The sequence below is a fragment of the Marinovum sp. 2_MG-2023 genome (assembly GCF_030548265.1).
Lineage (GTDB): Bacteria > Pseudomonadota > Alphaproteobacteria > Rhodobacterales > Rhodobacteraceae > Marinovum.
The window spans coordinates 115810-140303 of record NZ_JAUOSD010000011.1; the positions used below are offsets into that span (position 1 = coordinate 115810).

Annotated in this window: 21 protein-coding genes; 15 read left to right on the forward strand and 6 right to left on the reverse strand. The window is 59.4% G+C overall.

Annotated elements, in window-relative coordinates; genetic code table 11:
- Positions 1-5: 5 nt before the first annotated feature.
- The 3 genes from Q4577_RS13920 to Q4577_RS13930 all read right to left on the reverse strand — a co-directional run bounded on the left by Q4577_RS13920 (position 6) and on the right by Q4577_RS13930 (position 3162).
- On the reverse strand, positions 6-1526 hold the full coding sequence (locus Q4577_RS13920) for a tripartite tricarboxylate transporter permease (RefSeq protein WP_303467913.1): 1521 nt from the start codon (positions 1524-1526) through the stop codon (positions 6-8).
- 28 nt (positions 1527-1554) lie between these two features.
- On the reverse strand, positions 1555-2082 hold the full coding sequence (locus tag Q4577_RS13925; RefSeq protein ID WP_303467914.1) for a tripartite tricarboxylate transporter TctB family protein: 528 nt from the start codon (positions 2080-2082) through the stop codon (positions 1555-1557).
- Positions 2083-2151: 69 nt separating this feature from the next.
- Entirely contained in the window at positions 2152-3162 is a 1011-nt protein-coding gene (locus tag Q4577_RS13930; RefSeq protein ID WP_244690250.1) for a tripartite tricarboxylate transporter substrate binding protein, read from the reverse strand.
- Between the two features lie 707 nt (positions 3163-3869).
- Here Q4577_RS13930 and Q4577_RS13935 point away from each other — a divergent pair.
- The 5 genes from Q4577_RS13935 to Q4577_RS13955 are packed head-to-tail and all read left to right on the forward strand — an operon-like array spanning position 3870 to position 9931.
- The gene (locus Q4577_RS13935) at positions 3870-4925 is read left to right on the forward strand and encodes a Gfo/Idh/MocA family protein (RefSeq protein ID WP_303467915.1); all 1056 of its coding nucleotides are present in this window, start codon (positions 3870-3872) and stop codon (positions 4923-4925) included.
- 25 nt (positions 4926-4950) lie between these two features.
- The gene (locus tag Q4577_RS13940; RefSeq protein ID WP_303467916.1) at positions 4951-5823 is read left to right on the forward strand and encodes an NAD(P)-dependent oxidoreductase; all 873 of its coding nucleotides are present in this window, start codon (positions 4951-4953) and stop codon (positions 5821-5823) included.
- A 27-nt stretch (positions 5824-5850) separates the two neighbouring features.
- Positions 5851-6714, forward strand: a complete 864-nt coding sequence (locus tag Q4577_RS13945; RefSeq protein WP_303467917.1) for a sugar phosphate isomerase/epimerase — start codon at positions 5851-5853, stop codon at positions 6712-6714.
- Positions 6711-8495 (forward strand): thiamine pyrophosphate-binding protein, encoded by a 1785-nt coding sequence (locus tag Q4577_RS13950; protein ID WP_303467918.1) that lies wholly within the window; start codon positions 6711-6713, stop codon positions 8493-8495. The genes Q4577_RS13945 and Q4577_RS13950 overlap by 4 nt, the downstream gene beginning before the upstream one ends.
- Complete coding sequence (locus tag Q4577_RS13955) at positions 8495-9931, forward strand: aldehyde dehydrogenase family protein (protein ID WP_303467919.1); 1437 nt, start codon at positions 8495-8497, stop codon at positions 9929-9931. The genes Q4577_RS13950 and Q4577_RS13955 overlap by 1 nt, the downstream gene beginning before the upstream one ends.
- Positions 9932-10084: 153 nt before the next feature.
- Here Q4577_RS13955 and Q4577_RS13960 read toward each other — a convergent pair whose 3' ends face one another.
- Positions 10085-10921: an IclR family transcriptional regulator gene (locus Q4577_RS13960; protein ID WP_303467920.1), complete on the reverse strand. Its 837-nt coding sequence runs from the start codon at positions 10919-10921 to the stop codon at positions 10085-10087.
- Positions 10922-11009: 88 nt separating this feature from the next.
- Positions 11010-12818 (reverse strand): allophanate hydrolase, encoded by a 1809-nt coding sequence (gene atzF / locus Q4577_RS13965; protein ID WP_303467921.1) that lies wholly within the window; start codon positions 12816-12818, stop codon positions 11010-11012.
- A 141-nt stretch (positions 12819-12959) separates the two neighbouring features.
- Between atzF and Q4577_RS13970 the strand changes: the two genes are divergently transcribed.
- The 9 genes from Q4577_RS13970 (at position 12960) to Q4577_RS14010 (ending at position 21560) form a co-directional block, all read left to right on the forward strand.
- A complete protein-coding gene (locus tag Q4577_RS13970; protein ID WP_303467922.1) occupies positions 12960-13862 on the forward strand; it encodes a LysR family transcriptional regulator in 903 nt (300 codons plus the stop codon).
- A gap of 247 nt (positions 13863-14109) precedes the next feature.
- Positions 14110-15228, forward strand: coding sequence for a BMP family ABC transporter substrate-binding protein (locus Q4577_RS13975; RefSeq protein ID WP_244690271.1), 1119 nt, complete (start codon positions 14110-14112; stop codon positions 15226-15228).
- A 1-nt stretch (position 15229) separates the two neighbouring features.
- Positions 15230-16339, forward strand: a complete 1110-nt coding sequence (locus tag Q4577_RS13980) for an ABC transporter permease (protein ID WP_303467923.1) — start codon at positions 15230-15232, stop codon at positions 16337-16339.
- Entirely contained in the window at positions 16339-17265 is a 927-nt protein-coding gene (locus tag Q4577_RS13985; protein ID WP_303467924.1) for an ABC transporter permease, read from the forward strand. Before Q4577_RS13980 ends, Q4577_RS13985 begins: the two co-directional genes overlap by 1 nt.
- Positions 17266-17291: 26 nt before the next feature.
- A complete protein-coding gene (locus Q4577_RS13990; protein WP_303467925.1) occupies positions 17292-18302 on the forward strand; it encodes a formamidase in 1011 nt (336 codons plus the stop codon).
- A complete protein-coding gene (locus Q4577_RS13995) occupies positions 18299-18976 on the forward strand; it encodes a cysteine hydrolase family protein (protein ID WP_303467926.1) in 678 nt (225 codons plus the stop codon). Before Q4577_RS13990 ends, Q4577_RS13995 begins: the two co-directional genes overlap by 4 nt.
- Positions 18977-19043: 67 nt before the next feature.
- Positions 19044-20570: an ABC transporter ATP-binding protein gene (locus Q4577_RS14000; RefSeq protein ID WP_303467927.1), complete on the forward strand. Its 1527-nt coding sequence runs from the start codon at positions 19044-19046 to the stop codon at positions 20568-20570.
- Positions 20570-21235 (forward strand): cysteine hydrolase family protein, encoded by a 666-nt coding sequence (locus Q4577_RS14005; RefSeq protein ID WP_303467929.1) that lies wholly within the window; start codon positions 20570-20572, stop codon positions 21233-21235. Before Q4577_RS14000 ends, Q4577_RS14005 begins: the two co-directional genes overlap by 1 nt.
- On the forward strand, positions 21228-21560 hold the full coding sequence (locus Q4577_RS14010) for a cupin domain-containing protein (protein ID WP_244690287.1): 333 nt from the start codon (positions 21228-21230) through the stop codon (positions 21558-21560). Before Q4577_RS14005 ends, Q4577_RS14010 begins: the two co-directional genes overlap by 8 nt.
- A gap of 351 nt (positions 21561-21911) precedes the next feature.
- Here the strand turns inward: Q4577_RS14010 and Q4577_RS14015 are convergent, their stop codons facing one another.
- Entirely contained in the window at positions 21912-22931 is a 1020-nt protein-coding gene (locus Q4577_RS14015; protein ID WP_303467930.1) for a GIY-YIG nuclease family protein, read from the reverse strand.
- A 548-nt stretch (positions 22932-23479) separates the two neighbouring features.
- On the opposite strand from Q4577_RS14015, the gene Q4577_RS14020 reads away from it, so the two are divergent.
- Positions 23480-24307: an HNH endonuclease gene (locus Q4577_RS14020; RefSeq protein ID WP_303467931.1), complete on the forward strand. Its 828-nt coding sequence runs from the start codon at positions 23480-23482 to the stop codon at positions 24305-24307.
- The last annotated feature ends 187 nt before the right edge of the window (positions 24308-24494 follow it).

Consider the following 24494-nt stretch of genomic DNA (forward strand, 5'->3'; position numbering starts at 1 on the left):
GCCGCTCATGCGGTCCCGTTGCGCGCCGCCCCCCACTTGCCAAAGCACCAGCGGACAGCCCCCTTGAGCAGACGGCTTTGCAGGGCCAGGGAAAGGACGATCAATGCAAGCAGGATCAGCGCAACCGGCCGGGTCACAAAGGGTTCCAACGACCCGCCCGATCCCAAAAGTGCGCGGCGGATGCTGAAATCGGCCATGGTGCCCAGCAAAACGCCAATCACCGCCGGGGCCACGGGATATCCGAGCTCCTCCAGCAGATAGACCACAACCCCGAACAGGAACATCAGGTAGACGTTGAACACGTTCAGACCAAGCGCATAAGATCCGAGCACGGCAAGGAAGGCCACCAGCGGCATCAGCACCTCGACCGGCAGGCGCAGCACCTGCACCGAGGCCCGTGCCATCAGAAGGCCAAGCACCAGAATAAATCCCGACGCCCAAAGCAGCATCGCCCCCATCTGTGGGATGAAATTCGGCGCCTCAAAAGCCAGCATTGGCCCCGGGCGCACCCCATGCAGGTTCAACGCGCCAAGCAGCATCGCCGCCGGCGGCGAGCCGGGCACCCCAAGTGTCAGAACAGGAATGATCGCACCGCCGATACAGGCATTATTGGCGGTCTCGGCACAGATCACGCCCTTAATGTTGCCCTTGCCAAAGCTTTCGGGATCGGAATCGAGCTTTTTGCCGGTGTCATAAGACGCCCACGAGGCGATATCCTCGCCCACACCGGGGATCGTGCCGACGCCCACACCGATACAGCCAGAGCGCAGAACGCTGCCCTTGTTGCGCCAAAGAAATCCCAGACGGGGCCGCAGGCTGCCGATATGTGGGCGCGCGCCGCCGACGACCTCTCGGTCCCGCAACACGCGGATGATCTGTGGAATTGCAAAGGCCCCAAGGATGACCGGCACCACCTCGATCCCGCCGGCCAATTCCGGGATTCCCATGGTAAACCGCTGATAGCCCTGAATTGTCTCGATCCCGACAGAGGCCAGCATCAACCCCAGAATGCCCGAGATCCAGCCCTTGGCCGGCATGTCCGGCGCGGTGAGTGACCCGCAGATCAAAACGCCAAAGATCGCAAGCAAAAAGAATTCGACCGATGTGAACAGCAACGCCATGTCAATCAGCAACGGTGACACGAGGATCATCGCCAGAAGCCCAAAGACCGTTCCAACCACCGAGGCAATGGTGGCGGTGGCAATCGCCTCTCCGCCCTGGCCCCGTTGGGCAAGAATGTGACCATCCAGCGCCGTCGCCGCCCCTGCGGCGGTGCCCGGAATGCCAAGCAGGATGGCAGAATGCGCCGGGCCATAGATCGCCCCGACATAGGCGCCGATCAGCGCGAACATGGCCAATTCGGTCGAAAGATTGAAGGTAACCGTGCTCAGCAAAGCCACGGCCAAGGTTGCCGTCAGGCCCGGAAGGGCACCGAAAACCATCCCGACAAGAACGGAACCGGCCAGCACCAACAGGTTCTGAAAGGAGGCAACGACAAGGATTTGTTCTGCGAAAGAATGTAACATGAAGGTTGGGCGTCCTTTGCGGCGGGCCTCAGGGCACGGGCACGTAAAGATAGGTTGAGAAGACATGCGCGATGCTGACCGGAACGATGACAGAGACCAGCGCAGCGATGGCCGCGCGGCGGGCCAATGTCGCGCCAGAGCCCGGCAACCAGAAGACCGCGATCATGACGAAGACAAAGACCACGCTTGCCAGCTGGAAATTCACCCGCCCCAGCGCGCCAAAGATGTAAAGACCGCTCCAGACAACGATAAAGACAACCCGGTGCACCCGGACGTTCCTTGGCAGGTCCAAGACCCAGGCCATCAACGGTCCGGCGATGTCAAGATGACCGCCCTCGGCCACGGCAGACACCAGAACCCGCAGGCTGAAAAGGATCAGCAATATCCCGAGGATCGCGGGAAAAAGACCGGGCGACAGATACCATTGTGCCTCTGCACCGGTGCGCGAGGTCTCCCACGGCATCAAGCTGGACTGATAAAGCACCAGCCCCCCAAAGGCGATAAAGAGCAAACAGACGACGAAATCCGCCTTGCGACGGGCCTGACGCGGCAACATGGCATTCTCCTGTGATGTAACAAGAGACCGGCACATGTCGGTGCCGGTCCGCAGGTGCGAAGGGAGGGATCAGGCGTCAGGTGCCAGAATACCAAGCTCTGCCGGGTCGGTCGCGGCGATGCCCAATTCGTGCAGCTTGTAGCTCATCGCGCGTTCCATCGCGTCCAGTTCCGCCTCGGCCTCCGGGCCATAGGCCCCGGACAAGGCCATATAGCGTTCGTTCGCCAGGCTCTGGATCTTCGGGGCCTTCATCGCCTTTTCAAAGGCCGCATCGATCTTGGCGGTGACCTCTTCCGGCAGATCCTTGGGAACCGCCATGCCCAGCCACTGACGCGCCGGGATCTTCTGGATGTCGGGATAGGTCACGCCCGCCGCCGGGATCGGATCCATATCGCCAAGCTGATAGGGCTGCATTTCAATCATCGCCAATGGCCGGAACTTGCCCGCCTTGATGTATTCGGCCTGCTCGGACACGCTCGACACCACTGCATCGACTTCGCCGGTCAAGGCACCGACCTGCGCCGGTGCGCTGCCCTCAAAGGGGATATAATTGAACTCGGCCTGTGCGCCCTGCCCCAAGGAGAGCGCCTTCATGTGCCAGACACAGCCAAGGGCGCAATGGCCGATCTTGACGCTGCCGGGGTTTTCCTTTGATGCGGTGATAAGTTCGTCAAGGGTTTCATATTTCGAATTCGCATTGACGCTGATCACGCCCGGCGAGCCCCCCACGATGTACCAGCGCCAGTCCTGTGTGCCGGTTTGGTGGTATTCCAGCACCTTGGCCACCTGCATGCCCTCGGACGCGCCCAACCATGCGTAACCGTCATGCGGTTGGCTCCAGACCTGGTTCATCGCAACACCGCCGCCGCCGCCGGTGCGGTTGACGACGTTGATGCGGCCGCCAAGTTGCTCTTGCATCGCCTCTGCGAGATAGCGGTTGGTGGTGTCGGTGCCACCGCCGGCCGACGCCCAGACCGAAACCTCGATTGGTCGGCTTGGGAAATCCTCTGCCAAGACCGTGGATGCGGACAAAGCCAGCGCCAGCGCGCCAAGCCCGAGTGCTGTTGTTGTTCTGTTCATGCGTACCTCCCGTACATACGTTTAAAGCCCCGCGCCGAAGGGTCCGGCCGGGCATTCCGCCGCCCGAATACGGGACGGTCGAAATTTTGGTGCAGTGTGGTGCAGTTCTCCTCGACCAACAGCGTAATAGCTCACATAGCCGTATGTCAAACTACATTATGATATTGAATTCAGAAAGGTCGGATGGGGGCGCCCCAACAAGGAACTCAGAAACAAGCCGTTGTTTTTATTAACCTTACAAAGAGTCTGGCCGCCCTCAGGCCACCACCGACCGCAAACACAAAGGGGCTTTTCGGGGTTTATCCGACAATTTTGGGGATGCTTTGGCGATATTTCCGGACGATTCTCGGCGACTCGGGGTCTGGCGGGCCAGAAATGCCGAATCGGACCTCACATGGCCCATTATCCACCCGAAGACCCGTCGAAACCGTGTCTATACCCCAGGGAAAGACGACGCCCTGCACAAGCTCACCGGTGATAACACCACCCGCGCGACCTGCCACGGGACCCCCTCACCCCCGAACCCCATACATATTAATGCCCGCATACCCGTTGGGGTCATATTCCCACACCTTTGGCCCACAAGTGGCAAGCCAACCGCGGCTAACCCCACAACCCAATCCCAAATTATGAAGTTACATCCAGCATTATAGATTGACGCCCAGCATTGCGGGATGCTAGCAATTCATCAGGAAAGGGAGGATGGGATGTCAAAGCTAAAGATCGTCACGGTCGGCGCCGGATACTTCAGCCACTACCATTATGACGCATGGTCCCGAATCCCCGAGGTGGAGGTCGCTGGCATTGCTTATGCAAAAGACAGGACCAAGGCGCAGAAGGTTGCGGACACCTATGATATTCCGGTGGTGTCCGATGACCTTGAGGGGCTGCTCGACACGCTTCAGCCCGACATCCTTGACATTATTTCGCCGCCTGACACCCACCTGCCCTTTGCGCAACTGGCCAAACAGCGCGGCATTCATGCGATTTCGCAAAAGCCGATGGCCACCGACCTGGATCAAGCCCGGGCGATGGCGACACTGGCGCGCCAACCCGGCTCCAGCCTCATCATTCATGACAACTGGCGGTTCAAGCCGTGGTTTCGCGAAATCGCCCGGCTTCTGGACGGGGGGGCCATTGGCCCGCTGTACAATGTCACCTTCAGAATGCGGCCCGGCGACGGCCAGGGGCCAAATGCCTATCTCGACCGACAGCCCTATTTTCAAAAAATGCCCCGGTTCCTGCTGCATGAAACCGGCGTGCATATGATTGATGTGTTCCGTTTCCTTTTCGGAGAGGTGCATGCGGTCACCGCCAGACTGCGCCGGTTGAACCCGGCCATCGCAGGCGAGGATGCAGGCTATGTCATGTTCGACTTCAATTCCGGGCTTGCCGGGCTGTTGGATGGCAATCGTCTTGTCGATCACGAGGCCGACAATACCCGTCTGACGGTCGGCGAAATGCTGATCGAGGGTGCAGAAGGTCAGATCCGGCTGGACGGACGGGCACGGATTTACATCCGCCCGAATGGCGGCAGCTTTGCCCAGCACAGCTATCAATGGGCCAACCGCGGCTATGCCGGCGACTGCGTGCACGCGCTGCAACGGCATGTGGTCGACCATCTGACCATGGGAACGGCGGTCGAAAACACCGCCGACGCGTATCTGCAAAGCATGTTGATAGAAGAGGCATGTTACCGGTCCGACAGCCTACGACGGACCGTCGATATCGAAACAATCATACAAGAGACGCACGCGGCCTGATCCGCGGCAATAAGGGAGAGGAAACATGACCGACAAGATCTTGGTAACCGGCGGCGCCGGCCGTCTGGGATGGCACGTCGTCGAAGAGATGAAGACCGGCGCCGAGCTGACCGTTCTGGACATCTGCGCGCCAAGACAGGACCTGCCTTACATCGAAGGTTCGGTTCTGGACTTTGGATTGCTGCAGAAAAGCTTTCAGGGTCAGGACGTGGTTGTGCATCTTGCCGCCATCCCGAACCCGCGCACCGCCCCCGCCGACGTGACATTTCAAACCAACGTCCAGGGCACCTGGAACGTGCTTCAGGCCGCCGAGGAGGCCGGGGTGCGCCGGGTTGTCGTGATCTCCAGCGATGCGGCGACGGGGCTGCACTACAACCCCGAAAACTGGCGGCCGCAATATGTGCCTGTCGACGAAAAACACCCGCTGCGGCCCACGGATTTCTATAGCCTCAGCAAAGAGGTGACCGAGGTGGTGTGCCGTTCCTATGCCTTGCGCGGCAAAACCGAAATCGTGGTGATCCGCCCCACGCATATCGTGTTCGAATTTGAATACCCGGAATTACATGATCGGGGGGCCGATCTCGAGAACTATCATTTCTGGACCTATGTGTCGCCCTGGGACGTGGCGCAGGGCATCGAAAAGGCCGCAAAGGTGCCCGGCATCAACGGAGAGATCTTCTTTATCTCGGCCGAAGATTCCCTGGGCGATGAGCCGCTGCTTGATCGGGTGCGCAAACGCTGGGGCATCACGGGCGACGCAGTGCTCAAGCCCGAAGTCTATGCCTCCAACCCGACGGCAAGCCTGCTCGACATCTCTGCGGCGCGTGAAAAGCTTGGTTATGCACCGCGCGTGAATTGGCGCGACATGGTCGCCAAAGTCGCGGCCACCGCCGAATAAGCCCCTGATTTCCTGAGAGGAACTGCAATGTCCACCGCCGACTACGGCCTGAATCTTTATGCCTATACCTTCGATTACACCGCAGCCGAAGCCGTGCGCGAAGCCGCCGCAATGGGCTTTCCCGGGGTAGAGCTGATGATGTTCCCCGGCCATCTGTGGCCGCCGGAAATGGGCGCGCCAGAGCGCCGCGCGCTGCGCGATGCGCTGGCGGACACCGGCACGCAGGTGATTTCGATCAACCAACCCAACCTTGACGTGAACCTGACCGCCGCCTCGCCCGAGGCCCGCGACTACAGCTTTTTGACCGTCCAGCGGATGATCGAAACCGCAGGCGAATTCGGCGGCAAATATGTCATCATCGGCCCCGGCAAGATCAACCCGTTGATGCCGATGGCGGAACAGGAACGGTTGGGCCATTTCCACCGTGCGTTGGACCGGCTGATCCCCATTGCGCGGGGTCATGGGGTTCAGGTGCTGGTCGAAAACATGCCCTTCGCCTTTTTGCCCGATACCGAAACGCTGGTGTCGGCCATCGCGGGCTACACCGCAACCGAGGTCGGCGTGATCTATGACGTGGCCAATGGTCATTTCATCGCGGAACCGCTGCGGCCCGCGCTGGACCGGATCGGCGACCGGCTGAAACTGGTTCATGCGTCGGATACGGGCCGCGAGGTTTATAAACACGATCCCATCGGACGCGGCGACATGGATTGGACGACACTGGGACAAGAGCTGATTGATTTTGGCTGGTCGCATCCCCCGGTGCTCGAAATCATCGGCCTGTCCGAGGATCTGACCGCCGAAATCAAGGACAGCAGCGCCAGACTGGATGCTGCTGGCTGGGATCGCATTGCCAAGAAACGGCACACAAAAGGGAGGAGCGCGGCATGAAGCGCAGAAAGGGAGCCGACGTCATCGCCGATGTCCTGATTCAGGAAGAGGTGCCGTATGTTTTCGGCATCTGTGGCCATGGCAATGTCGGCATGATCGACGCGCTGCACGAGCGGCAGGACAAGATCAAATTCATCTCGCCACGGCACGAACAGACCGCCGGGCACATGGCAGACGCCTATTATCGGGTGGCGCATAAACCGGTGGCGACGCTGACCTCCTGTGGGCCCGGCTCGGCCAATATGCCGATGTCACTTGCCTGCGCCCAGGCGGATAGTTCGGCGTTTCTGGCCATCACCGCCAACGTCCCGACATCACAGTTCAACCGCGCGCCGTTCCAGGAAAGCTACCAGCATTTCCAGGCAGATTTCCCCTCGGTCGTGCGGCCCTATGTAAAACGCAGCTTTCAGCCGTCGCGCGTCGATATGCTGCCGACCGCGATGCGACAGGCGATGCATATGATGACCTCGGGCCGCCCCGGGCCCGTGCATCTGGATGTGCCCTACAATGTCTTTCAGGAAGAAGACATGGTCGAGCTGCCCGCGCCGCGATCGCTGAGCCCGATCAATCGCACCGGTGGATCGCCCGAGGATATTGCCCGCGCCGCTGACATGCTGTTGGGGGCGGAACGCCCGCTGATCTTTATCGGCCACGGCGTTACCATTTCCGAGGCCAGCGTCGAACTGACCGAGCTGGTCAATCGGCTGGGCATTGCGGTTGCCATGTCGCCCAACGGTATGGGCACTCTGGACATGCAGCACCCGCTGAGCCTTGGCTTTATTGGTCGCAACGGCACCCATGCCGCGAATGAGGCCGGTCGGCGCTGTGATGTGCTGCTGACGCTGGGGGCGCGCTTTGATGACCGGTCGTCAAGCTCGTGGAAACAAGGTTACAGCTGGAACATTCCCCCCACCCGTCTGATCCATGTCGACATCGACGTGAATGAGATCGGCCGCAATTATGACCCGACGCTGGGGGTCTGTGCCGACATCCGCACCTTCCTGCGTCAGCTTCTGGCCGAGATTGAACGCCGTGGCGGCGCGACAGAGGCGCGGGCCACGGGCGAGCCTTGGCGGCAAAGGATTGCCGCATGGAAAGCCCAGTGGGAGGCCCATATTGCGCCCGCCTTTGCCGCCGATACCGCGCCCATGCGCCCGGAACGGGTGGTGAAGGAAGTTCAGGGTGTGCTGCCCGAGGATGCGATCCTGGTGTGTGACAGTGGCGTGCACCACAATTGGTTCATGCAATACTGGCAGGCCCGGCGCCCGCAACGGATGCTCAACACCTGGGGCTTTTCGGCCATGGGCTTTGGCGTCAGTGGCGCGCTTGGGGCCAAGCTGGCCGCGCCGAACAGCCCGGTGGTCGCGGTTGTCGGTGACGGCGGTTTCACCATGACACCGCATGTCTTGTGCACGGCAGTGGAATACAACATCCCCGTCGTCTGGGTGATCTGGAACAACTATGCCTGGGGGGCGATCCGCGATCTGCAACTGGGACCGTTCGAAGGCCGGGAATTGAACACCAGCTTCACCACCGCCGACAATTCCCAGCCCTATAACCCGGACTTCAGCGCCATGGCGCGGGCGCATGGGATCGACGGGGTCAAAGTATCGAATGCGGCCGATTTCGGCGCTGCCCTGCAAATGGCCATTGCCGCAAACAAACCCTTTGTCATCGACGCCGAAGTCGATGTGAACGTGAAACCCACCTCGGTCGGGACATGGGAACTGCCGCCGCTGCGGCACCCGGAACCGGCCTTTGGGGCCCCATGGAGACCATGATGAAAGACAACCCGGACATCGTTGAGGTCCGCCACCTGATCGGCGGCCAATGGATCGACAGCGACGACAGCGACACCACCCTCAATCCCTTTCACGGCACCCCGGTGGGGCGCGTCGGGCGTGGCACACTCGCGACCATGGACAAAGCACTGGAGGCGGCCCGCGAGGCCGCCCCGCAAATCGCGGCGACCCCGGCGCATGAACGGGCGGCGATCCTGCATCGCGCGGCGGCCCTGATCACGGAACGCGCCGAAGAGATCGGTCTGACAATGTCACGCGAAACCGGCAAGGCCATTGGCGACGCCGTGGCCGAAGTCAGCCGGTCCCAGGACACGTTGACGCTGTCCGCCGAAGAGGCCGTGCGGATCGAGGGCAGCCATGTGCCGCTTGACGCCAGCGCCATGGGCTCGGGCAAGCTGGCCTTCATGACTCGCTTTCCTGTGGGGGTTGTCGCGGCGGTCACCCCTTTCAACGCGCCCTTCAACCTGGCCTGCCACAAGATCGGGCCGGCCTTTGCCGCCGGCAACGCCTGCGTCCTGAAGCCCCCACCCCAGGCCGCCGCCACGGTGCACAAACTGGCCGAAATCTTTCAGGATGCCGGCGCGCCCACCGGGGCCTTGAATGTGGTGCATGGCGGTGTCGAGGTCGGCAAGGCGCTGGTGTCGGACCCGCGGGTCGATTTCGTCACCTTCACCGGATCTTCCGCTGCGGGTGCGGCGATCAAGGCCGCCAGCGGATTGCGCCGGGTGGCGCTGGAACTGGGCGGCGCAGGCCAGACCATCGTGCATTCCGATGCAGACGTGGCGAAAGCCGCGCCTCTGGCGGCGAAAAACGCCATGCGTCTGGCGGGGCAAAGCTGCTTGTCGGTTCAGACGGTCTTTGTTCACAACAGCAGGCTGGAGGATTTTACCGATCTGCTGGTCACCGAGGTTGCGAAACTGCGGATCGGCGACCCGCAGGACCCGACCACCGACGTTGGCACATTGATCGACGACGCGGCCGCGAAACGCGTGGAAAGCTGGATCGGCGAGGCCGCAGCCGGTGGTGCCGAGGTGTTGATCGGCGGCACCCGTCATGGCGCGGCAATCGAGCCCACGGTGATCCGTGGCCCCGCCCCCACCGACAAAGTCTTTTGCGAAGAGGTCTTTGGCCCGGTGGTCAGCGTGGTCGGCTATGACGATATCGAAGCGGTCTTCGACATGATGAACGCGGGGCGCTACGGGCTTCATACCGGGATTTTCACCGCTTCGAACGAAGTGATGATGCGCGCCTATCGCGCCATTCGCACCGGCGGTTTGATTGTCAACGGCACCTCGACCTGGCGCACAGATCAGCTCGCGTATGGCGGCGTCAAGGACAGCGGCATCGGCCGCGAAGGCCCGCGCTATGCGATCCGCGACATGACCGACGAACGCATGATCCTGTTCAACATGTAAATCGGGGTCGACAACAGGGCGGCAGGAACACCCGGAAGACTGTGATTGCCGCCCACACCGCCAGAACACACGCCGGAAAACCCGCCGGAACAAGAGGTGCTCCCCCTCGTCCGGCATCCTGCCCCGCGCCGAAATTGCTTCGGGGCGGGGTTTTCATTTTTCGGCTGTGTTTTCCTGTGCGGCTTGGTCAACCTCGTGGCCAAGGTCGGCAGACATTGCCGCCGCGACGGATTTGAGCGTCATCGAAACTTCGCCCACGTGCTGAAGCCCCAGCCGCCAGACCGGTGCCGTAATGCCGATGGCCGCGATCAGCCGCCCGCGAAAATCCCAGACCGGCGCCGCCAGACAGCGGGCCTCTGGATCGAATTCGCCGTCGTCAAAGGCAATGCCATTTTCGCGCACCTGCGCGATTTCGCGCTCCAGGCTTTCGGCTTCGGTGATGGTCTTGGGCGTGATCGCATCAAAAGGCGCCTTTTGCAGATAGGCGTCCAAATCGCCCGGCGTCGCACCGGCCAGAACCACCTTGCCGATTGCCGTCGCATGCGCGGGCCGCGCAGAGCCGACACGTTCCGCCATTCGGATCGAGGCCGCGCTTTCATGGCGATCAATGATCACGACCTCATCGCCCATCTGAACCGCTATGTGACTGCTTTCGCCGGTCTTTTGCGTCAGATCCTTCAGGAAGGGTGCCGCGACCCGCAGCAATTCCTGTTCATCCAAGGCCCCAAAAGCCAAGGAGAAGATCCGCGGCCCGATGCGGTATTTCTTGGTCAACACGTCCTGACGCAACAATCCAAGCGTATGCAATGTCTTGGTCAGGTGAAAGGTGGTCGATGAATGCAGGCCGACTTCCTTGGCGATGTCGGCCGATCCGATCCCCTCGCGGGCCTTCGCCACGGCCTGAAGTATATTGGTCGCCCGCACCAGCGACTGAACCCCGGCTTCGGGCTTGGCTTCCTTGCCTTTCGGTTTATCCTTGGCTTGAGTCACAAAGCGCACCATCCGTAATATTAAACTCAACCTCACATTACCGGATACATCGGGCAGCGCAACCATTCCAAACCTGGCGATTGCGACTTTACGGTGCTGGGCTGACGAAATCGCGCCAGTTGCCGATGGAGGTGATGTCCTGCGCGCCGCTGGCACCGATGGCTTCGCAGACAAATCCACAGACCGTTGATCCATCTTCCAAGGCTACATTGCCAAGACCAAGCGGTGACGGAATGCCCGCCAGGAAATCCCCCACGCGTGCAAGCGGCAGATCCCACAGCTCGACCAGGATCGGCGCACCCGATCCGTCGGCCCCGCGCACAAGCCCGGGCCGCGCAGGCGGATCACCGGCCAGCGCATAGAAACGGTAGGCGTCGGTCGTGCGGGATGTGCCCACAAATACAGCCCCCCGATCGGTCAGTTGATGGTTCAGCGGCAACCCCGTCATATGGGCGCCGCAAACCGCCACTGTCAGCGTATCAGACGCATGTTCCGGCATAACATCAGGCAAGAGTGCGTTCGGCGGCTCAAACGCCCAATCCGTCGCGCCGAGGCTGCGTTGTCCTGCCGCCTCAAGGTCACGCGCGACAACCGCGATTTCAGCATCGCGACCGCGCGCGGCAAGCAGCGTCACGCTGCCGGGGCGGCCATCAGACCGCGCCGGAACAGGCACGGCGATGCCACACATGTCGAGAAGATTGACGAAATTGGTATAGGTGCCGAAATTGGAATTCGGCGTCACGGGATCGGCCTCCAGCTCTGCCACGGTGTGGAATGTGGGGATCGTGGGCACACAGAGCATATCAACGCTTGCAAGCGCGGGTTCTGCGGCACGGGCCAGCTCTTTGAGACGATAGATACCGCGAAATGCATCGACGGCGCTCAAGGCTTCGGCCTTGCGGATGATCTGGCTGGTCACTGGGAAAATGGCCCCCGGATCGCGCTTCAGCAGCGCCTCGATCACCGAATACCGTTCCGCCACCCAAGCCCCTTCGTACAGCATATCCGCGACGGCATAGAGCGGTGTGAAATCAATCTCTTTGATCTCTGCCTTTCTGGCCTTGAGCAAATCAATCGCGGCATAAAAAGATGCCTCCTGCACTTTATCACCCAAAAACGCGATGCTGGCCTTGCTTGGGATGCCGACCACAGGCGGGGCTTTGCGGATGGCAAGTGGTTCGGCCTTGATCGGGCGGGCAAAGGCATCCGCAGGATCATAGGCGCAGCATACCTCATAGGCGGCATAGGCATCTGACACCGTGAGGGCAAAAATCGAAATCGTCTCGATCGACCGACAGGCGGGCACAACCCCGCTGGCCGACAGCGCGCCAAGCGTGGGTTTCAACCCGACAATATTGTTCAGCGCGGCAGGCACCCGACCGGACCCGGCGGTGTCCGTCCCAAGGGACAGCGGCACAATGCCATGACCGACCGCCACCCCAGAGCCGCCAGACGAGCCGCCGGGAACGATTTCCGGGTCAATCGAATTGAGCGGCGCACCATAGGGCGTGCGGACGCCAACCAGACCCGTTGCAAACTGGTCAAGGTTGGCTTTGCCAATGAATATCGCCCCTGCCGCCCTCAGTTGTGCAACGACAAAAGCGTCCTGTTGCGGGGTATAGGCATAGGCCGGACAGGCGGCGGTTGTTTCGATCCCGGCGACATCAATGTTGTCCTTGACCACAAATGGAATGCCCCAGAGCGGCTTGTCCGGGTCAAACGCGCCAAGCGCGGCCGCCTCTGTCAGGGCCTGTTCCGGATCCGCAAGAGCCAGGAAAATATGCGGATCATTCACCGCATCAATCCGCGCGAACACCTGTTTGACCACCTCGGCTGGCGTATGCCCCCCCGCATAAGCCGCGTGAATATCCTTAATCGTCATCCGAATCTCAGTCATAGCGCCGCGTCCTTTATGCGTTCCACCTGTGTCTGAGAGTTGTGTTTTATTGCGACCTTTGACGCAAATGCTAATAATACACAAAAGTGCTGCAAAAAATGCATCGCTTGTCCAACGCCCTTTGAGACTGAAAGACCGCGCATGAAACATCTTCAAACCCTGCGATATATAGAGGGCGTTGTGCGCGCCGGATCCATCCGCAAGGCCGCCGACGACATGAATATCACCGCCTCGGCGCTCAACCGACGCATTCAACGGTTCGAAGAAGAGTTCGGATCAGAGATCTTTGAACGTTTGCCCAGAGGTGTGCGGCTGAACCCGGCGGGCGAGTTGCTGATGCAGCATTTTCGCACTCAGGTGTCCGATTTGCGGCGCGTGCAAGATCAGGTTGCCGATCTTTCGGGTGAACGGCGCGGCCACATCGCGATTGCCTGTTCCCAGGCGCTGATCCCGTATTTTCTGCCTGAACAGATTGCGGCCTATCGCAACGAACATCCCGGCGTGACCTTTTCCGTGTCGGTGCGCGACCGCGAGGCCGCAGAACGCGACCTCGGCACATACCAAAGCGACCTCGCCCTGGTGTTCGAGCCGGTGCATATGGTTGATTTCGAGGTCATCTCACACTGCCCGCAGATCATCCATGCCATCATGCGCAAGGACAATCCGCTGGCGCGCAAGGCCGAGGTGCGCCTGCGTGATTGCATTGACCAAACCCATGTTCTGCCAAGTGCGAGCTATGGTGCGCGCGCCCTGTTGGAGATGAGTGCGAAACGGGGATCGCGCCCGCTGCGGCCCAGCGTGGAAAGCGACAGTTTCGATTTCATGCGCCATTATGTGCGGCACGAAAATGCCATCGCCTTTCAGATCCCGATTGGCCTTAACATCGCGGCTGATGACGATCTTGTCTCGCGCCCGCTGTCGACCCGCGACGTGCCTGTCGGCAGTCTTTTGTTGGGGCAACAACGCGGGCGCACCCTGCCGGTGGCCTCTGCCCGCTTTGCGCAAAAGCTGACCCGCGCGCTGGAGGCGTTGCAGGAAGATTGACCAGAACATGAGACTGGTCGGGTTCATGATAGGCGCAGTGCACTGGCGCGGCACAGGTGAGTTGCGGGCAAATCACAGATGAACTGCGGGCAAAGCCCCGAACAGGACCCAGATCAAAGCGATGCTTTTTTTGCACCGCTTTGCCAAAAAATAAGCAGACGTCAACAGCACTAAACTCTCTTAAGATTTGAGTCGTTGAAATTCATCGGCGCCGCTTGAGGCGCGTGGAAGCAGTTGGAGCGCAGCTATGACCCCCCCTAACACCATGAATCGTCGCCGTTTTCTTGGCACCTCCGCAATGGCCCTTGGGGCAACCAGCCTTGGCTTGGCGCAGTCGGCCCAGGCCCAGAGCAACCTGACAGTCGGCTTTATCTATGTCGGCCCCAAGGACGATTTTGGCTATAACCAGGCCCACGCCGAAGGCGCCGCCGCCGTCAAAGCCATGTCCGGCGTCACCGTTCTGGAAGAAGAAAACGTTCCAGAAAGCCAGGACGTTCAAAACACCATGGAATCCATGATCAATTTCGATGGTGCGTCGCTGTTGTTCCCGACCTCCTTTGGCTACTTCAACCCGCATATCCTTGAAGTCGCGCCGAAATATCCCGATGTCCGGTTTGAACATTGCGGCGGTCTGTGGACCGAGGGCAACCCGACCAACGCCGGATCCTATTTCGGCTATATCGGCATGGGGCAATATCTGAACGGCGTGACCGCCGGCCATGCGACAAAATCCAAGAAGATCGGTTTCGTTGCTGCCAAACCCATCCCGCAGGTTTTGAACAACATCAATTCCTTCCTGCTTGGCGCGCGGTCGGTCGATCCAACAATCACCTGTCAGGTCATCTTTACCGGAGAATGGTCTTTGGCGGTGAAAGAGGCCGAGGCCACCAACGCCCTGACCGATCAGGGTTGTGACGTCATCACCTGCCATGTCGATGGGCCAAAAGTGGTGTGCGAAACGGCGGCGGCGCGCGATGCCTTTGTCTGTGGCTATCACGCCGATCAAAGCCCGCTGGCCGGTGACAAATACCTGACCGGGGCGGAATGGAATTGGGCCAGCATCTATACCGACATGGTCAGCAAAACGATGGCAGGCGCACCGATCGACAACTTTGTGCGCGGCGGTCTGGCCGACAATTTCATCAAGATGAGCCCGCTTGGCCCCGCCGTTTCCGATGCGGCCCGCGCCCAATTCGAGGCCACCAAGGCCGAAATCATAGCCGGCGGTTTTGCCGCGATCAAAGGCCCGCTGAAAGACAACAAAGGCAATGTGATTGCCGCCGAAGGCCAGTCTTTTGTCGAAACCGATGTTGCGATTGAAAGCATGGGCTACCTTGTTGAAGGCGTTATTGGTTCCACCAGCTGATATGAGCATCGCATTCCCACAAAAGGCGACCGGGTCACCGGTCGCCGCACAGCTCGTGGCCCGGATCGCGTCGCGCGCCGAGGCGGTCCTGATCCCCGTCGGCGCGCTGCTGGCCGGGTTTGTGGCCTTCAGTCTGTTTCTGCTCTTTCTCGGGAAATCCCCGGTCGAATTCTTTGCTTTGGTTTGGAAGGGTGGGTTTTCCTCTGCCTTTTCGTGGCAAAACACCCTGTCGCGCGTCGCCCCCCTTGTGCTGGCGGCGCTGTGCGTCGCCCTGCCCGCGCGGCTTGGTCTGGTGGTGATTGGCGGCGAAGGCGCGATTGTGCTGGGCGGATTGGCGGCGGCGGTGACCGGCACTTTGGTCGTCGGGCTGCCGTCGGCCATGGGCATGGTGTTGATGGCCGTGGCGGCGATGTGTCTTGGCGGTCTGTGGATCGGGGCAATCGGGGCGCTGCGGATCAAACGCGGCGTGAATGAAACCATTGCCTCTTTGTTGATGGCCTATATCGCCATCGCCCTGTTGAACCATTTTGTCGAAGGCCCGTTCCGGGATCCTGCCAGCCTGAACAAACCATCCACCGCACCAATCGAGACCGCATTGCAGGTCGGGGATATGCCCTTTGTCGCGGCGCATTGGGGGGTGCTTGCGGGGATTGTTGCCTGTCTGTTGTGTTGGGTTCTGATCGAGCGCACGACAATCGGCTTTGCCGCCCGGATCGCCGGTGACAACGTGCGCGCGGCGCAGATCCAGGGTTTGCCGGTTTCCAAACTGGTGATCGGCTTTACCGCGCTTGGCGGCGCATGTGCCGGGCTGGGCGGATATTTCGAAGTGGCCGCCGTACACGGATCGGCCAATGCCTCCCTGATCGCGGGGTATGGCTATACCGGTATCCTTGTCGCGTTTCTCGCGCGTCACAATCCCTTGGTGATCATCCCGGTTGCCGTGCTTCTGGCCGGGTTCGAGGCCTCTGGCGGATTGATTCAGCGCCGCATGGACCTGCCGGATGCAACCGTTCTGGTGTTCGAGGGCATGGTCTTCATCATCATTCTGCTCAGTGAGGCTCTTTATGGTCGCCTTCGTATTTTCAATCCCGGTCTCAGGGGGGCCTCTTGATGGAACCTGTTGAAATCGGTCTTTGGGGCGTGCCCCTTGCCATTCTTGGCGGCGCGATCCGCGTCTCTACCCCGTTTATCTTTGTCTCTCTGGGCGAATGCCTGACCGAACGGTCCGGGCGCATCAACCTTGGGCTTGAGGGCACTTTGGTCTTTGGTGCGATGAGCGGCTATGCCGTTGCCTATGAAACCGGAAATCCGTTTCTGGGCGTCCTTGCCGCGGCACTGGCGGGGGCCTGTTTCGGGCTTTTGCACGGCTGGATCTGCAAATTCAAAGGCGTCAATGACATCGCGGTCGGCATCGCAATGATGCTGTTTGGCATGGGCCTCGCGTTCTTTTTCGGCAAGCCCTACATCCAACCGCAAGCGCCCGATCTGCCGGCGATACCGTTCGGCTGGTGGTCCGATACACCACAGGTGCAAGCGGCGTTGCAGGTCAACATCCTGTTCATTCTGGGGGCCATTCTGGCGGTGGCGATGGCGTGGATGTTCAAATCAACCCGTGTCGGGTTGACCGTCCGTGTGGTTGGCGACAGCACCGATGCGGCCCGCGCCATGGGCATCAACCCCAACAGCGTGCGTCTTTTGTCGACCGCCGCAGGTGGGGCATTGGCGGGCATCGGCGGGGCCTATCTGTCGCTTTATTATCCCGGCAGCTGGACCGAAGGCGTGTCATCGGGCCAGGGTCTTATGGCGATTGCCCTGGTGATCTTTGCCCGCTGGAACCCGATCAATTGCTTTTGGGCGGCTCTGCTGTTTGGCGGCACCGGCGCGCTTGGCCCCGCGCTACAATCGGTCGGCATTTCCGAGGGCTATTATCTGTTCTTTGCCGCGCCCTATGTGCTGACGCTGATTTTGCTGATCATGACCAGCTCGCCAGACCGCGCCATGCAGGGCGCGCCGCTGGAACTTTCCCTGACGAAATAGCACCTGACGAAATAAGGAGAACCGCCATGAATGGTTTTGGTGGATTGAACAAATCGGAAAACGGCGTGGTGATCGGCCTTGTGCAATTGCAATTGCCGGTGGTGGAAACCAAAGCGCAGCTGACGGCGCAAACCGCGCGGGTGGTCGAATTGGTGGCCAAGGCACGCCGCAATCTTGGCACGATGGATCTGGTGGTGTTCCCGGAATACATGCTGCACGGCCTGTCGATGGACACCAACCCCGAGATCATGTGCACCATGGACGGGCCAGAGGTGGCCGCGCTGAAACAGGCCTGTGTCGACAACAAGATCTGGGGCTGCTTTTCCATCATGGAACTGAACCCCGGCGGCTATCCCTATAACACCGGGTTGATCATCGACGATCAGGGCGAGGTCCAGCTTTATTACCGCAAAATGCACCCCTGGGTGCCGGTTGAACCGTGGGAGCCGGGCGATATGGGCATTCCGGTCTGCACCGGACCAAAGGGCGCGAAAATCGGCCTTATTATCTGTCATGACGGGATGTTCCCGGAAATGTCGCGTGAAGCGGCTTATAAGGGGGCGGAAATCATGATCCGCACTGCGGGTTATACCGCCCCCATCCGCCAGGCATGGCGGTTCACCAATCAATCCAACAGCTTTTGCAATCTGATGATCACGGCAAATGTCTGTATGTGCGGGTCGGACGGCACATTTGACAGCATGGGCGAAGGGATGATCATCGACCACGAAGGCACGGTCATTGCCCACGGCAAAACCGGCCGCGTGGATGAGATCATCACCGCAGAGGTCCGCCCCGATCTGGTGCGCGAGGCACGGGCCGGTTGGGGGGTGGAAAACAATCCCTATCAATTCGGCCATCGCGGCTATGTCGCCGTCGCAGGCGGCGCTCAGGACTGCCCCTATACCTATATGACCGACCTTGCGGCGGGGGCCTATCACCTGCCGTGGGAGGATGAGGTCAAAGTGACAGACGGCACCGATTTCGGCTTTCCAAAACCCAGCCGCAAATTTGGCGAAAAGGAACCCGGCCAATGACCACAATCAACAGCACGCCCTATGCCTGGCCCTATAACGGCGATCTGCGCCCGGAAAACACCGCGCTGATCGTGATCGACATGCAGACCGATTTCTGTGGCGCGGGCGGCTATGTCGATCATATGGGCTATGATTTGTCGCTGACACAGGCGCCGATTGCCCCGATCAAGGCCCTGATGGCCGATATGCGCGCCAAAGGGTATTACATCATCCACACGCGTGAAGGCCACCGCCCCGACCTGTCCGACCTGCCACCGAACAAACGCTGGCGCAGCCAACAGATCGGCGCCGGGATCGGCGATGCCGGACCCTGTGGCAAGATCCTGATCCGGGGCGAAGCAGGCTGGGACATCATCCCCGAACTCTACCCCCTGCCCGGTGAGATCATTATCGACAAACCCGGCAAGGGCAGTTTCTGTGCGACCGATCTTGAATTGATCCTGCGCACCAAGGGCATTGAAAATCTGATCCTGACCGGGATCACCACCGATGTCTGTGTCTCGACCACCATGCGCGAGGCGAATGATCGCGGTTTTGAATGTGTCATCGCCGAGGATTGCTGTGGCGCAACCGATCCGGGCAACCACGCCGCCGCGATCAAAATGGTCACGATGCAGGGCGGGGTCTTTGGCGCGGTCACGGACAGCGCATCGCTTATCGCGGGGTTGGTGTGATGCAAATCAACATTTCGCCCCCCTGCCTTGCGGCCCTGTCTGCCGCGCCCCGGGGTCAGGGGGCCGCATGATCCACACATGTGAAAACGGCGCAATCAGCGTGCAAACCCTGCATACCACCATGCGCTTTGGCGCGTTTACGGCGCTGGACGATGTGTCGATCGACATTCCGGCGGGCACATTTCATGCCCTGCTTGGCGAAAACGGTGCCGGGAAATCTACGCTCGTCAAATGCATGATGGGGTTTTACAATGCCACCTCTGGCGAGCTTCTGGTCAAAGGCCGAGAGGCGCGCATGACCGACCCCAAGGTGGCGCAGAAGCTGGGCCTTGGAATGGTTTATCAGCATTTCACGCTGGTGCCGTCGTTGACGGGGGCCGAGAACCTTGTGATCAGCCGCGCCGATACGCCGGGATTGATCGACTGGCGGCGCGAAACCCGCGCGCTTGACGCCTTTATGACCAAGATGCCGTTTCACGTGCCGCTTGATCAACCTGTCAGCCGGCTGGCGGCGGGGGAAAAACAAAAGCTGGAGATCATCAAACAGCTCTATCTGGGCAACAGGTTCCTCATTCTGGACGAACCGACGTCGGTTCTGACCCCGGCAGAGGCGGATGAGGTGCTGGGCCATGTGCGTGCGTTGACGCAGGCGGGGGAAATTACGGTTTTGATGATCACGCATAAATTCCGCGAGGTCAGTGCCTTTGCCGATGATGTGTCGATCCTGCGGCGTGGTAAATATGTCGGCGGCGGGTCCGTGGCCGACATGAGCATCGAAGAGATGAGCCGCGCGATGATGGGCCAGGCCCCCGTCATCAGCACCCGAAGCCGGCGCGACACGGTCAAACAGCCGCTTCTGACAATGAACGGCATCAAAGCGCGGGATCGCACCGGGCTCAAGCCTATCGAAATCGACGATGTGACGCTTCATTCCGGCGAAATCCTTGGGATTGCGGGCATTTCCGGCAATGGCCAAATGGAGCTGATGGAAATCCTGACCGGGCAACGCCGGATGGAACAGGGCGACATCCGCGTCAACGGCGCGCAATATGGCGCCACCCGCGCCGAGGCGCGCGCCCATGCCATCCGCTATCTGCCCGAAGAACCGCTGCGCAACGCCTGTGCCCCACGTATGAGCGTGGCGGAAAACATTGCGTTTCGCATGTTCGACGCGGGCAAGGACGGCAAGACCGCGTTCTGGAAAGACAGCGGCGCCATTGCCCGCAATGCCGCAACCCTGATCGAAGCGTTCAATGTAAAAACCAGCTCGCCTGCGGCGCGCATCGCGTCGCTGTCAGGTGGCAATGTGCAACGCGCCGTGCTGGGGCGGGAATTGACCGGGGACGTCAAGGCGCTGATCGTGTCCAACCCCTGTTTCGGGCTGGATTTCGCCGCGGTGTCGTCGATCCGCGATCGACTTGTCGAGGCCCGAAATCAAGGGACGGCAATCCTTTTGATCAGCGAGGATCTGGACGAAATCATGGAGCTTTCCGACCGCATCCTGGTGATGTCCGAAGGGCGCATCGCCTATGAAACCCCGATTGCGACGGCCAATGTCGAACAGATCGGGCAATATATGGCAGGACATCACTGATGACAGAGATTCAAGCGGCCCCCTTCCCCTTTCCCTTTGCGCGCGATCAAATCGGCCTTGTGATGATCGACATGCAACGCGACTTTATCGAGCCGGGCGGTTTTGGCGCGAGCCTTGGCAATGACGTCGGCCTGCTTGGCGCGATAGTGCCGACCGCCCAACGTCTGTTGCAGGGATCTCGCGCGGCGGGCCTGCCGATTTTTCACACAAGAGAATGCCATTTGCCGGACCTGTCCGATTGCCCGGATGCCAAACGCCAACGTGGTGCGCCATCGCTCAGGATCGGCGACGCCGGGCCGATGGGCCGCATATTGATAGCGGGCGAGCCCGGCGCAGACATCATCCCGGAATTGGCCCCCGCCCCCGGAGAAGTCGTGATCGACAAACCCGGCAAGGGCGCGTTCCATGCCACCGGGTTCGACGCGATGCTGCGCGACCGCGGGATACAATTTCTGATCTTCGCAGGTGTCACCACCGAAGTCTGTGTTCAGACCACAATGCGCGAGGCCAATGACCGTGGCTATAATTGTTTGATCGCCACGGATGCCACCGAAAGCTATTTCCCCGCATTCAAAGCCGCAGCAATCGAGATGATCACAGCGCAGGGGGGCATCGTCGGCTGGGCCGCTCCGACCAATAAAATCCTGGAGGCCCTCGATGACTGATCCCAAATCATTCCAAAACCTTTTGCCCGACGATTGGGCCAACCTGCCTTTTGAACCCTTCCGGGAGGGAGTTGAAATCTGCCATCTCTGGCGCGGGGGGCCGGATGTCGCTCTTCTGCGATATGCGCCCGGCGCATCTGTTCCGCGCCATCGCCACACGGGGCTTGAAACCATTCTTGTCCTCGCAGGCACCCAAAGTGATGACACAGGCAGCTTTGCGGCCGGCTCACTTGTGTTCAACCCAAACGGAACGGAACACCGCGTCTGGTCGGACGAAGGCTGTACCGTCCTGATCCAATGGGAAAAGCCGGTCGAATTTATCTAGGTTCGGGCGGTATTGATCCTGTGTCGCCCGTTCAATGGGTTCTGGTGGCGGAAAGGACGCTTCGCAAGACGGACCCGTTTCGTCTTGCGCTTGCACCCCGCTCGATCACCCGACGGGGTGAAATCAACGATTTCCAAGGCTATCCCCTGCCCTTGCGCGCGTCGAAATCAGAAATGCGGCTTGCAGGATCGTGAAGCCAATGGGCCAATCGAATAGAAAAAACAGGGATCGGCCACAAAGGACGGCGGGATTGCAATTTAGCGCTCACCGCTCTTTCCCAATCCAGTATAGAATTCTCTGAGCTCAGGGATTGCACAAAAAAAACTACAACCGACTTCGGGGCAGAATGACCTATTGATCACTGCCGATTGCTTCTGCAATTTCCAAGTCCTTCCAATCAGCATAAGTGAGGCTTTTTCCCTCTACAAACCAATCAGTTCGGCCATTGCGCGATGTACCGAAGAGAAACACGGCAGCGCCACTTGGGCTTTTGAATTCGGTGTCTTTTCTCAACACAAAATTACCGTTACCCATGTCCGCGGCAACGCCACTGGACAGCAACCGATCTCTTACGACTTTGCTGGCAGATGCCAAAAACGATGACTTCTCTTTCAGGCTACCTGTACTGCCCTCAAGAACCACAAACCGGCCGTCAATCTCGGTTGCTCTTGCGTCAATTCCGGCCCTGGCGTTTTGAAGAGTAAAAAATACATCGTCTTCAACCGCGGAATTAACCCTGGATGTCGCTTCAAGTTTATTACTGGCCAGTTTTCGGGTGGGGAAAAAGTCGATGCCAAGAACAGGGAGCGCTAACCTAACTTCCTCAAGGAAGCTTTCCATGTCGGAAATGTCTGCCTCAGGCAACTTGTCAAAATTTGGGTTGGTCTTGTTATCAACGGTGACTTTTCCAGATTCGTGAGCAAAATCAAGCAAACGACCTTCCAGATACTTGACGTGTGCTTTGGTCAAATTCATGTCCTTGCTGCTGACCGACACGAACCTATCCCAAAAATCCTTCTCTTTGTTGTGGTTGACAATACGGCTCTTCAACTCATCGGCTTCGCCGACATATATCTTTTGATCGCCTTGATCGTTCTCATCAGGTCCGACCAAAACATAGACCCCAGTGCGTGAAACCTCAACGCGAGCGAGCGCCGTTTCAATCCGAGTTCGTGGTGAAAACAGGATATGGCCGCTCCAATTTCCAATCTCGACCGTCACGATCCCAGAAGCAGACCCATCAACCAGATACAACTTCAGAGACCGACCATTTCCCATTTCCGAAGACCCTTGATACCACTTTGATTGAAAATCCTCGTACAACAGCAGGTGGCAGTTGGAAACCCGAAGAACGACGAAGCGGGACCGCATACTGTCGTCAACTCAGAACATGTAAGGCATAGCCAAGAATGACCCGGAAGTTCGCTTAGGTTGTTTACAAGATCACTTTCCCAAACGGAAAAATCTACATTGGCAAGGACATCGGCAAAGATGGGCATACAATCCGATACTTTGGAAGCTGGAACTATGCCCGCGTCGAAGCGGACTTCACAAAGGCGGAGTTGCAAGATTTCACCATCCGCCGTGAGATCCTTTTCGAAGGCAAGGATAAGGTAGAAGTTGGGCTCCGGGAAATGGCCCTGATCGTGGAACATGGGGCCAACGATCCGGGCCGTGGTTACAACACAGTCCCAAAATTCAGGCTGGAATAAATTAAGGCCGGGCAAAATTCGGGTTGGGCAAAGTTTCAGGCTGAGCTGCTGTTCAATTTCGACCTCTGTGGCGTGGCAAAACGGCCTTGGGCCGCGCCGTTGGAAAAGCGGTTTGATTGATGCCTGGTCCTGCCACATCGCAAGTATTGGTCGCTTGAAACCTGCGACCCAGTTAAGGTTCCTCTATATTTCTGGAGAAAACCCGCAATGAAGATCGGTCAGTTCGTCAAGCGCCACGTTCCCGCAATTTTTGATTACTGCGAAACAAGCGATCCTTCGGAATTTGCCCGTCTTCAGGACCCCCAATATTCAAAAGAAACGCTCGATATCAATTTTCCCTTCTGCAAACCCGTATCGAAAATTACTCCTGAGGAGCATGTGCGGTTTTACAATGCCACATATGTCGTGCACCGCGTCCCGGTCCGGGTGACAAGCCAATGGTTCAATCCCCCCACCAGCAAGAGCCTTCCCCTCTTGCGCCAATACCTGGCAAAGCGCGAAATCGCGCAAGACCTCAGCCCGCAGAAAGAGCCAACCCCGCCTGCCGCCAATGAACGGGCGGCCCGGGGGCGCTACAAGAACTATGCGATCGGCAACGCCCAAAACGGTTTTGTCCGGCACCTTCTGGGTCGCCTTGGCGACGAACAGTTCAATGCAGACCAGTGGCAGACAGTCGTTTCCGATTTCGACCAACGTTGCGCCTATTGCGGTGCGAAGGGGGATTTGGTGATGGAACACGTCATCCCAATCAACCGAACAGCCCTGGGGGAACACCGGCTCGGCAATCTCGTTCCCGCATGCCGATCCTGTAACGCCACAAAAGCGGAGCAAGATTATCGCGTTTTCCTCGCTCACGAAACGGACCGAATTGCCGCGATAGAGGCCCATATGGCGAAACATGACTATGTGCCAATTGGGGAAAACCAAAAGCTCAAACAGATTATCGATCTCGCTCATCAAGACGTGCGCCAGCTTGCAGACCGCTATGCGGCGATAATCGACACCCTACTGGCGGACGAAGACGACAAAACATAAGTATTCCCTGGAGAAGTGGGATGCCCCCCCAGAACCCCGTCTGTCTACAATCCACGTCGCAGGCATTCAGCACTGGGCTCGAAAAACCCGGTCGCGGTCGAACGAACGGGTGGCTTGAACCAGCACTTGGAACGGCCCCGAACCGCGACAGATCCAAACATGTCGAGTTTCGTCTGTGAAACGGCAG

Excerpts from the sequence above, each read along its gene's own strand:
- Q4577_RS13920 (WP_303467913.1), bottom strand. The coding sequence starts at position 1,526 with ATGTTACATTCTTTCGCAGAACAAATCCTTGTCGTTGCCTCCTTTCAG.
- Q4577_RS13925 (WP_303467914.1), bottom strand. The coding sequence starts at position 2,082 with ATGTTGCCGCGTCAGGCCCGTCGCAAGGCGGATTTCGTCGTCTGTTTG.
- Q4577_RS13930 (WP_244690250.1), bottom strand. The coding sequence starts at position 3,162 with ATGAACAGAACAACAACAGCACTCGGGCTTGGCGCGCTGGCGCTGGCT.
- Q4577_RS13935 (WP_303467915.1), top strand. The coding sequence starts at position 3,870 with ATGTCAAAGCTAAAGATCGTCACGGTCGGCGCCGGATACTTCAGCCAC.
- Q4577_RS13940 (WP_303467916.1), top strand. The coding sequence starts at position 4,951 with ATGACCGACAAGATCTTGGTAACCGGCGGCGCCGGCCGTCTGGGATGG.
- Q4577_RS13945 (WP_303467917.1), top strand. The coding sequence starts at position 5,851 with ATGTCCACCGCCGACTACGGCCTGAATCTTTATGCCTATACCTTCGAT.
- Q4577_RS13950 (WP_303467918.1), top strand. The coding sequence starts at position 6,711 with ATGAAGCGCAGAAAGGGAGCCGACGTCATCGCCGATGTCCTGATTCAG.
- Q4577_RS13955 (WP_303467919.1), top strand. The coding sequence starts at position 8,495 with ATGAAAGACAACCCGGACATCGTTGAGGTCCGCCACCTGATCGGCGGC.
- atzF (WP_303467921.1), bottom strand. The coding sequence starts at position 12,818 with ATGACTGAGATTCGGATGACGATTAAGGATATTCACGCGGCTTATGCG.
- Q4577_RS13970 (WP_303467922.1), top strand. The coding sequence starts at position 12,960 with ATGAAACATCTTCAAACCCTGCGATATATAGAGGGCGTTGTGCGCGCC.
- Q4577_RS13975 (WP_244690271.1), top strand. The coding sequence starts at position 14,110 with ATGACCCCCCCTAACACCATGAATCGTCGCCGTTTTCTTGGCACCTCC.
- Q4577_RS13980 (WP_303467923.1), top strand. The coding sequence starts at position 15,230 with ATGAGCATCGCATTCCCACAAAAGGCGACCGGGTCACCGGTCGCCGCA.
- Q4577_RS13985 (WP_303467924.1), top strand. The coding sequence starts at position 16,339 with ATGGAACCTGTTGAAATCGGTCTTTGGGGCGTGCCCCTTGCCATTCTT.
- Q4577_RS13990 (WP_303467925.1), top strand. The coding sequence starts at position 17,292 with ATGAATGGTTTTGGTGGATTGAACAAATCGGAAAACGGCGTGGTGATC.
- Q4577_RS13995 (WP_303467926.1), top strand. The coding sequence starts at position 18,299 with ATGACCACAATCAACAGCACGCCCTATGCCTGGCCCTATAACGGCGAT.
- Q4577_RS14000 (WP_303467927.1), top strand. The coding sequence starts at position 19,044 with ATGATCCACACATGTGAAAACGGCGCAATCAGCGTGCAAACCCTGCAT.
- Q4577_RS14005 (WP_303467929.1), top strand. The coding sequence starts at position 20,570 with ATGACAGAGATTCAAGCGGCCCCCTTCCCCTTTCCCTTTGCGCGCGAT.
- Q4577_RS14010 (WP_244690287.1), top strand. The coding sequence starts at position 21,228 with ATGACTGATCCCAAATCATTCCAAAACCTTTTGCCCGACGATTGGGCC.
- Q4577_RS14015 (WP_303467930.1), bottom strand. The coding sequence starts at position 22,931 with ATGCGGTCCCGCTTCGTCGTTCTTCGGGTTTCCAACTGCCACCTGCTG.
- Q4577_RS14020 (WP_303467931.1), top strand. The coding sequence starts at position 23,480 with ATGAAGATCGGTCAGTTCGTCAAGCGCCACGTTCCCGCAATTTTTGAT.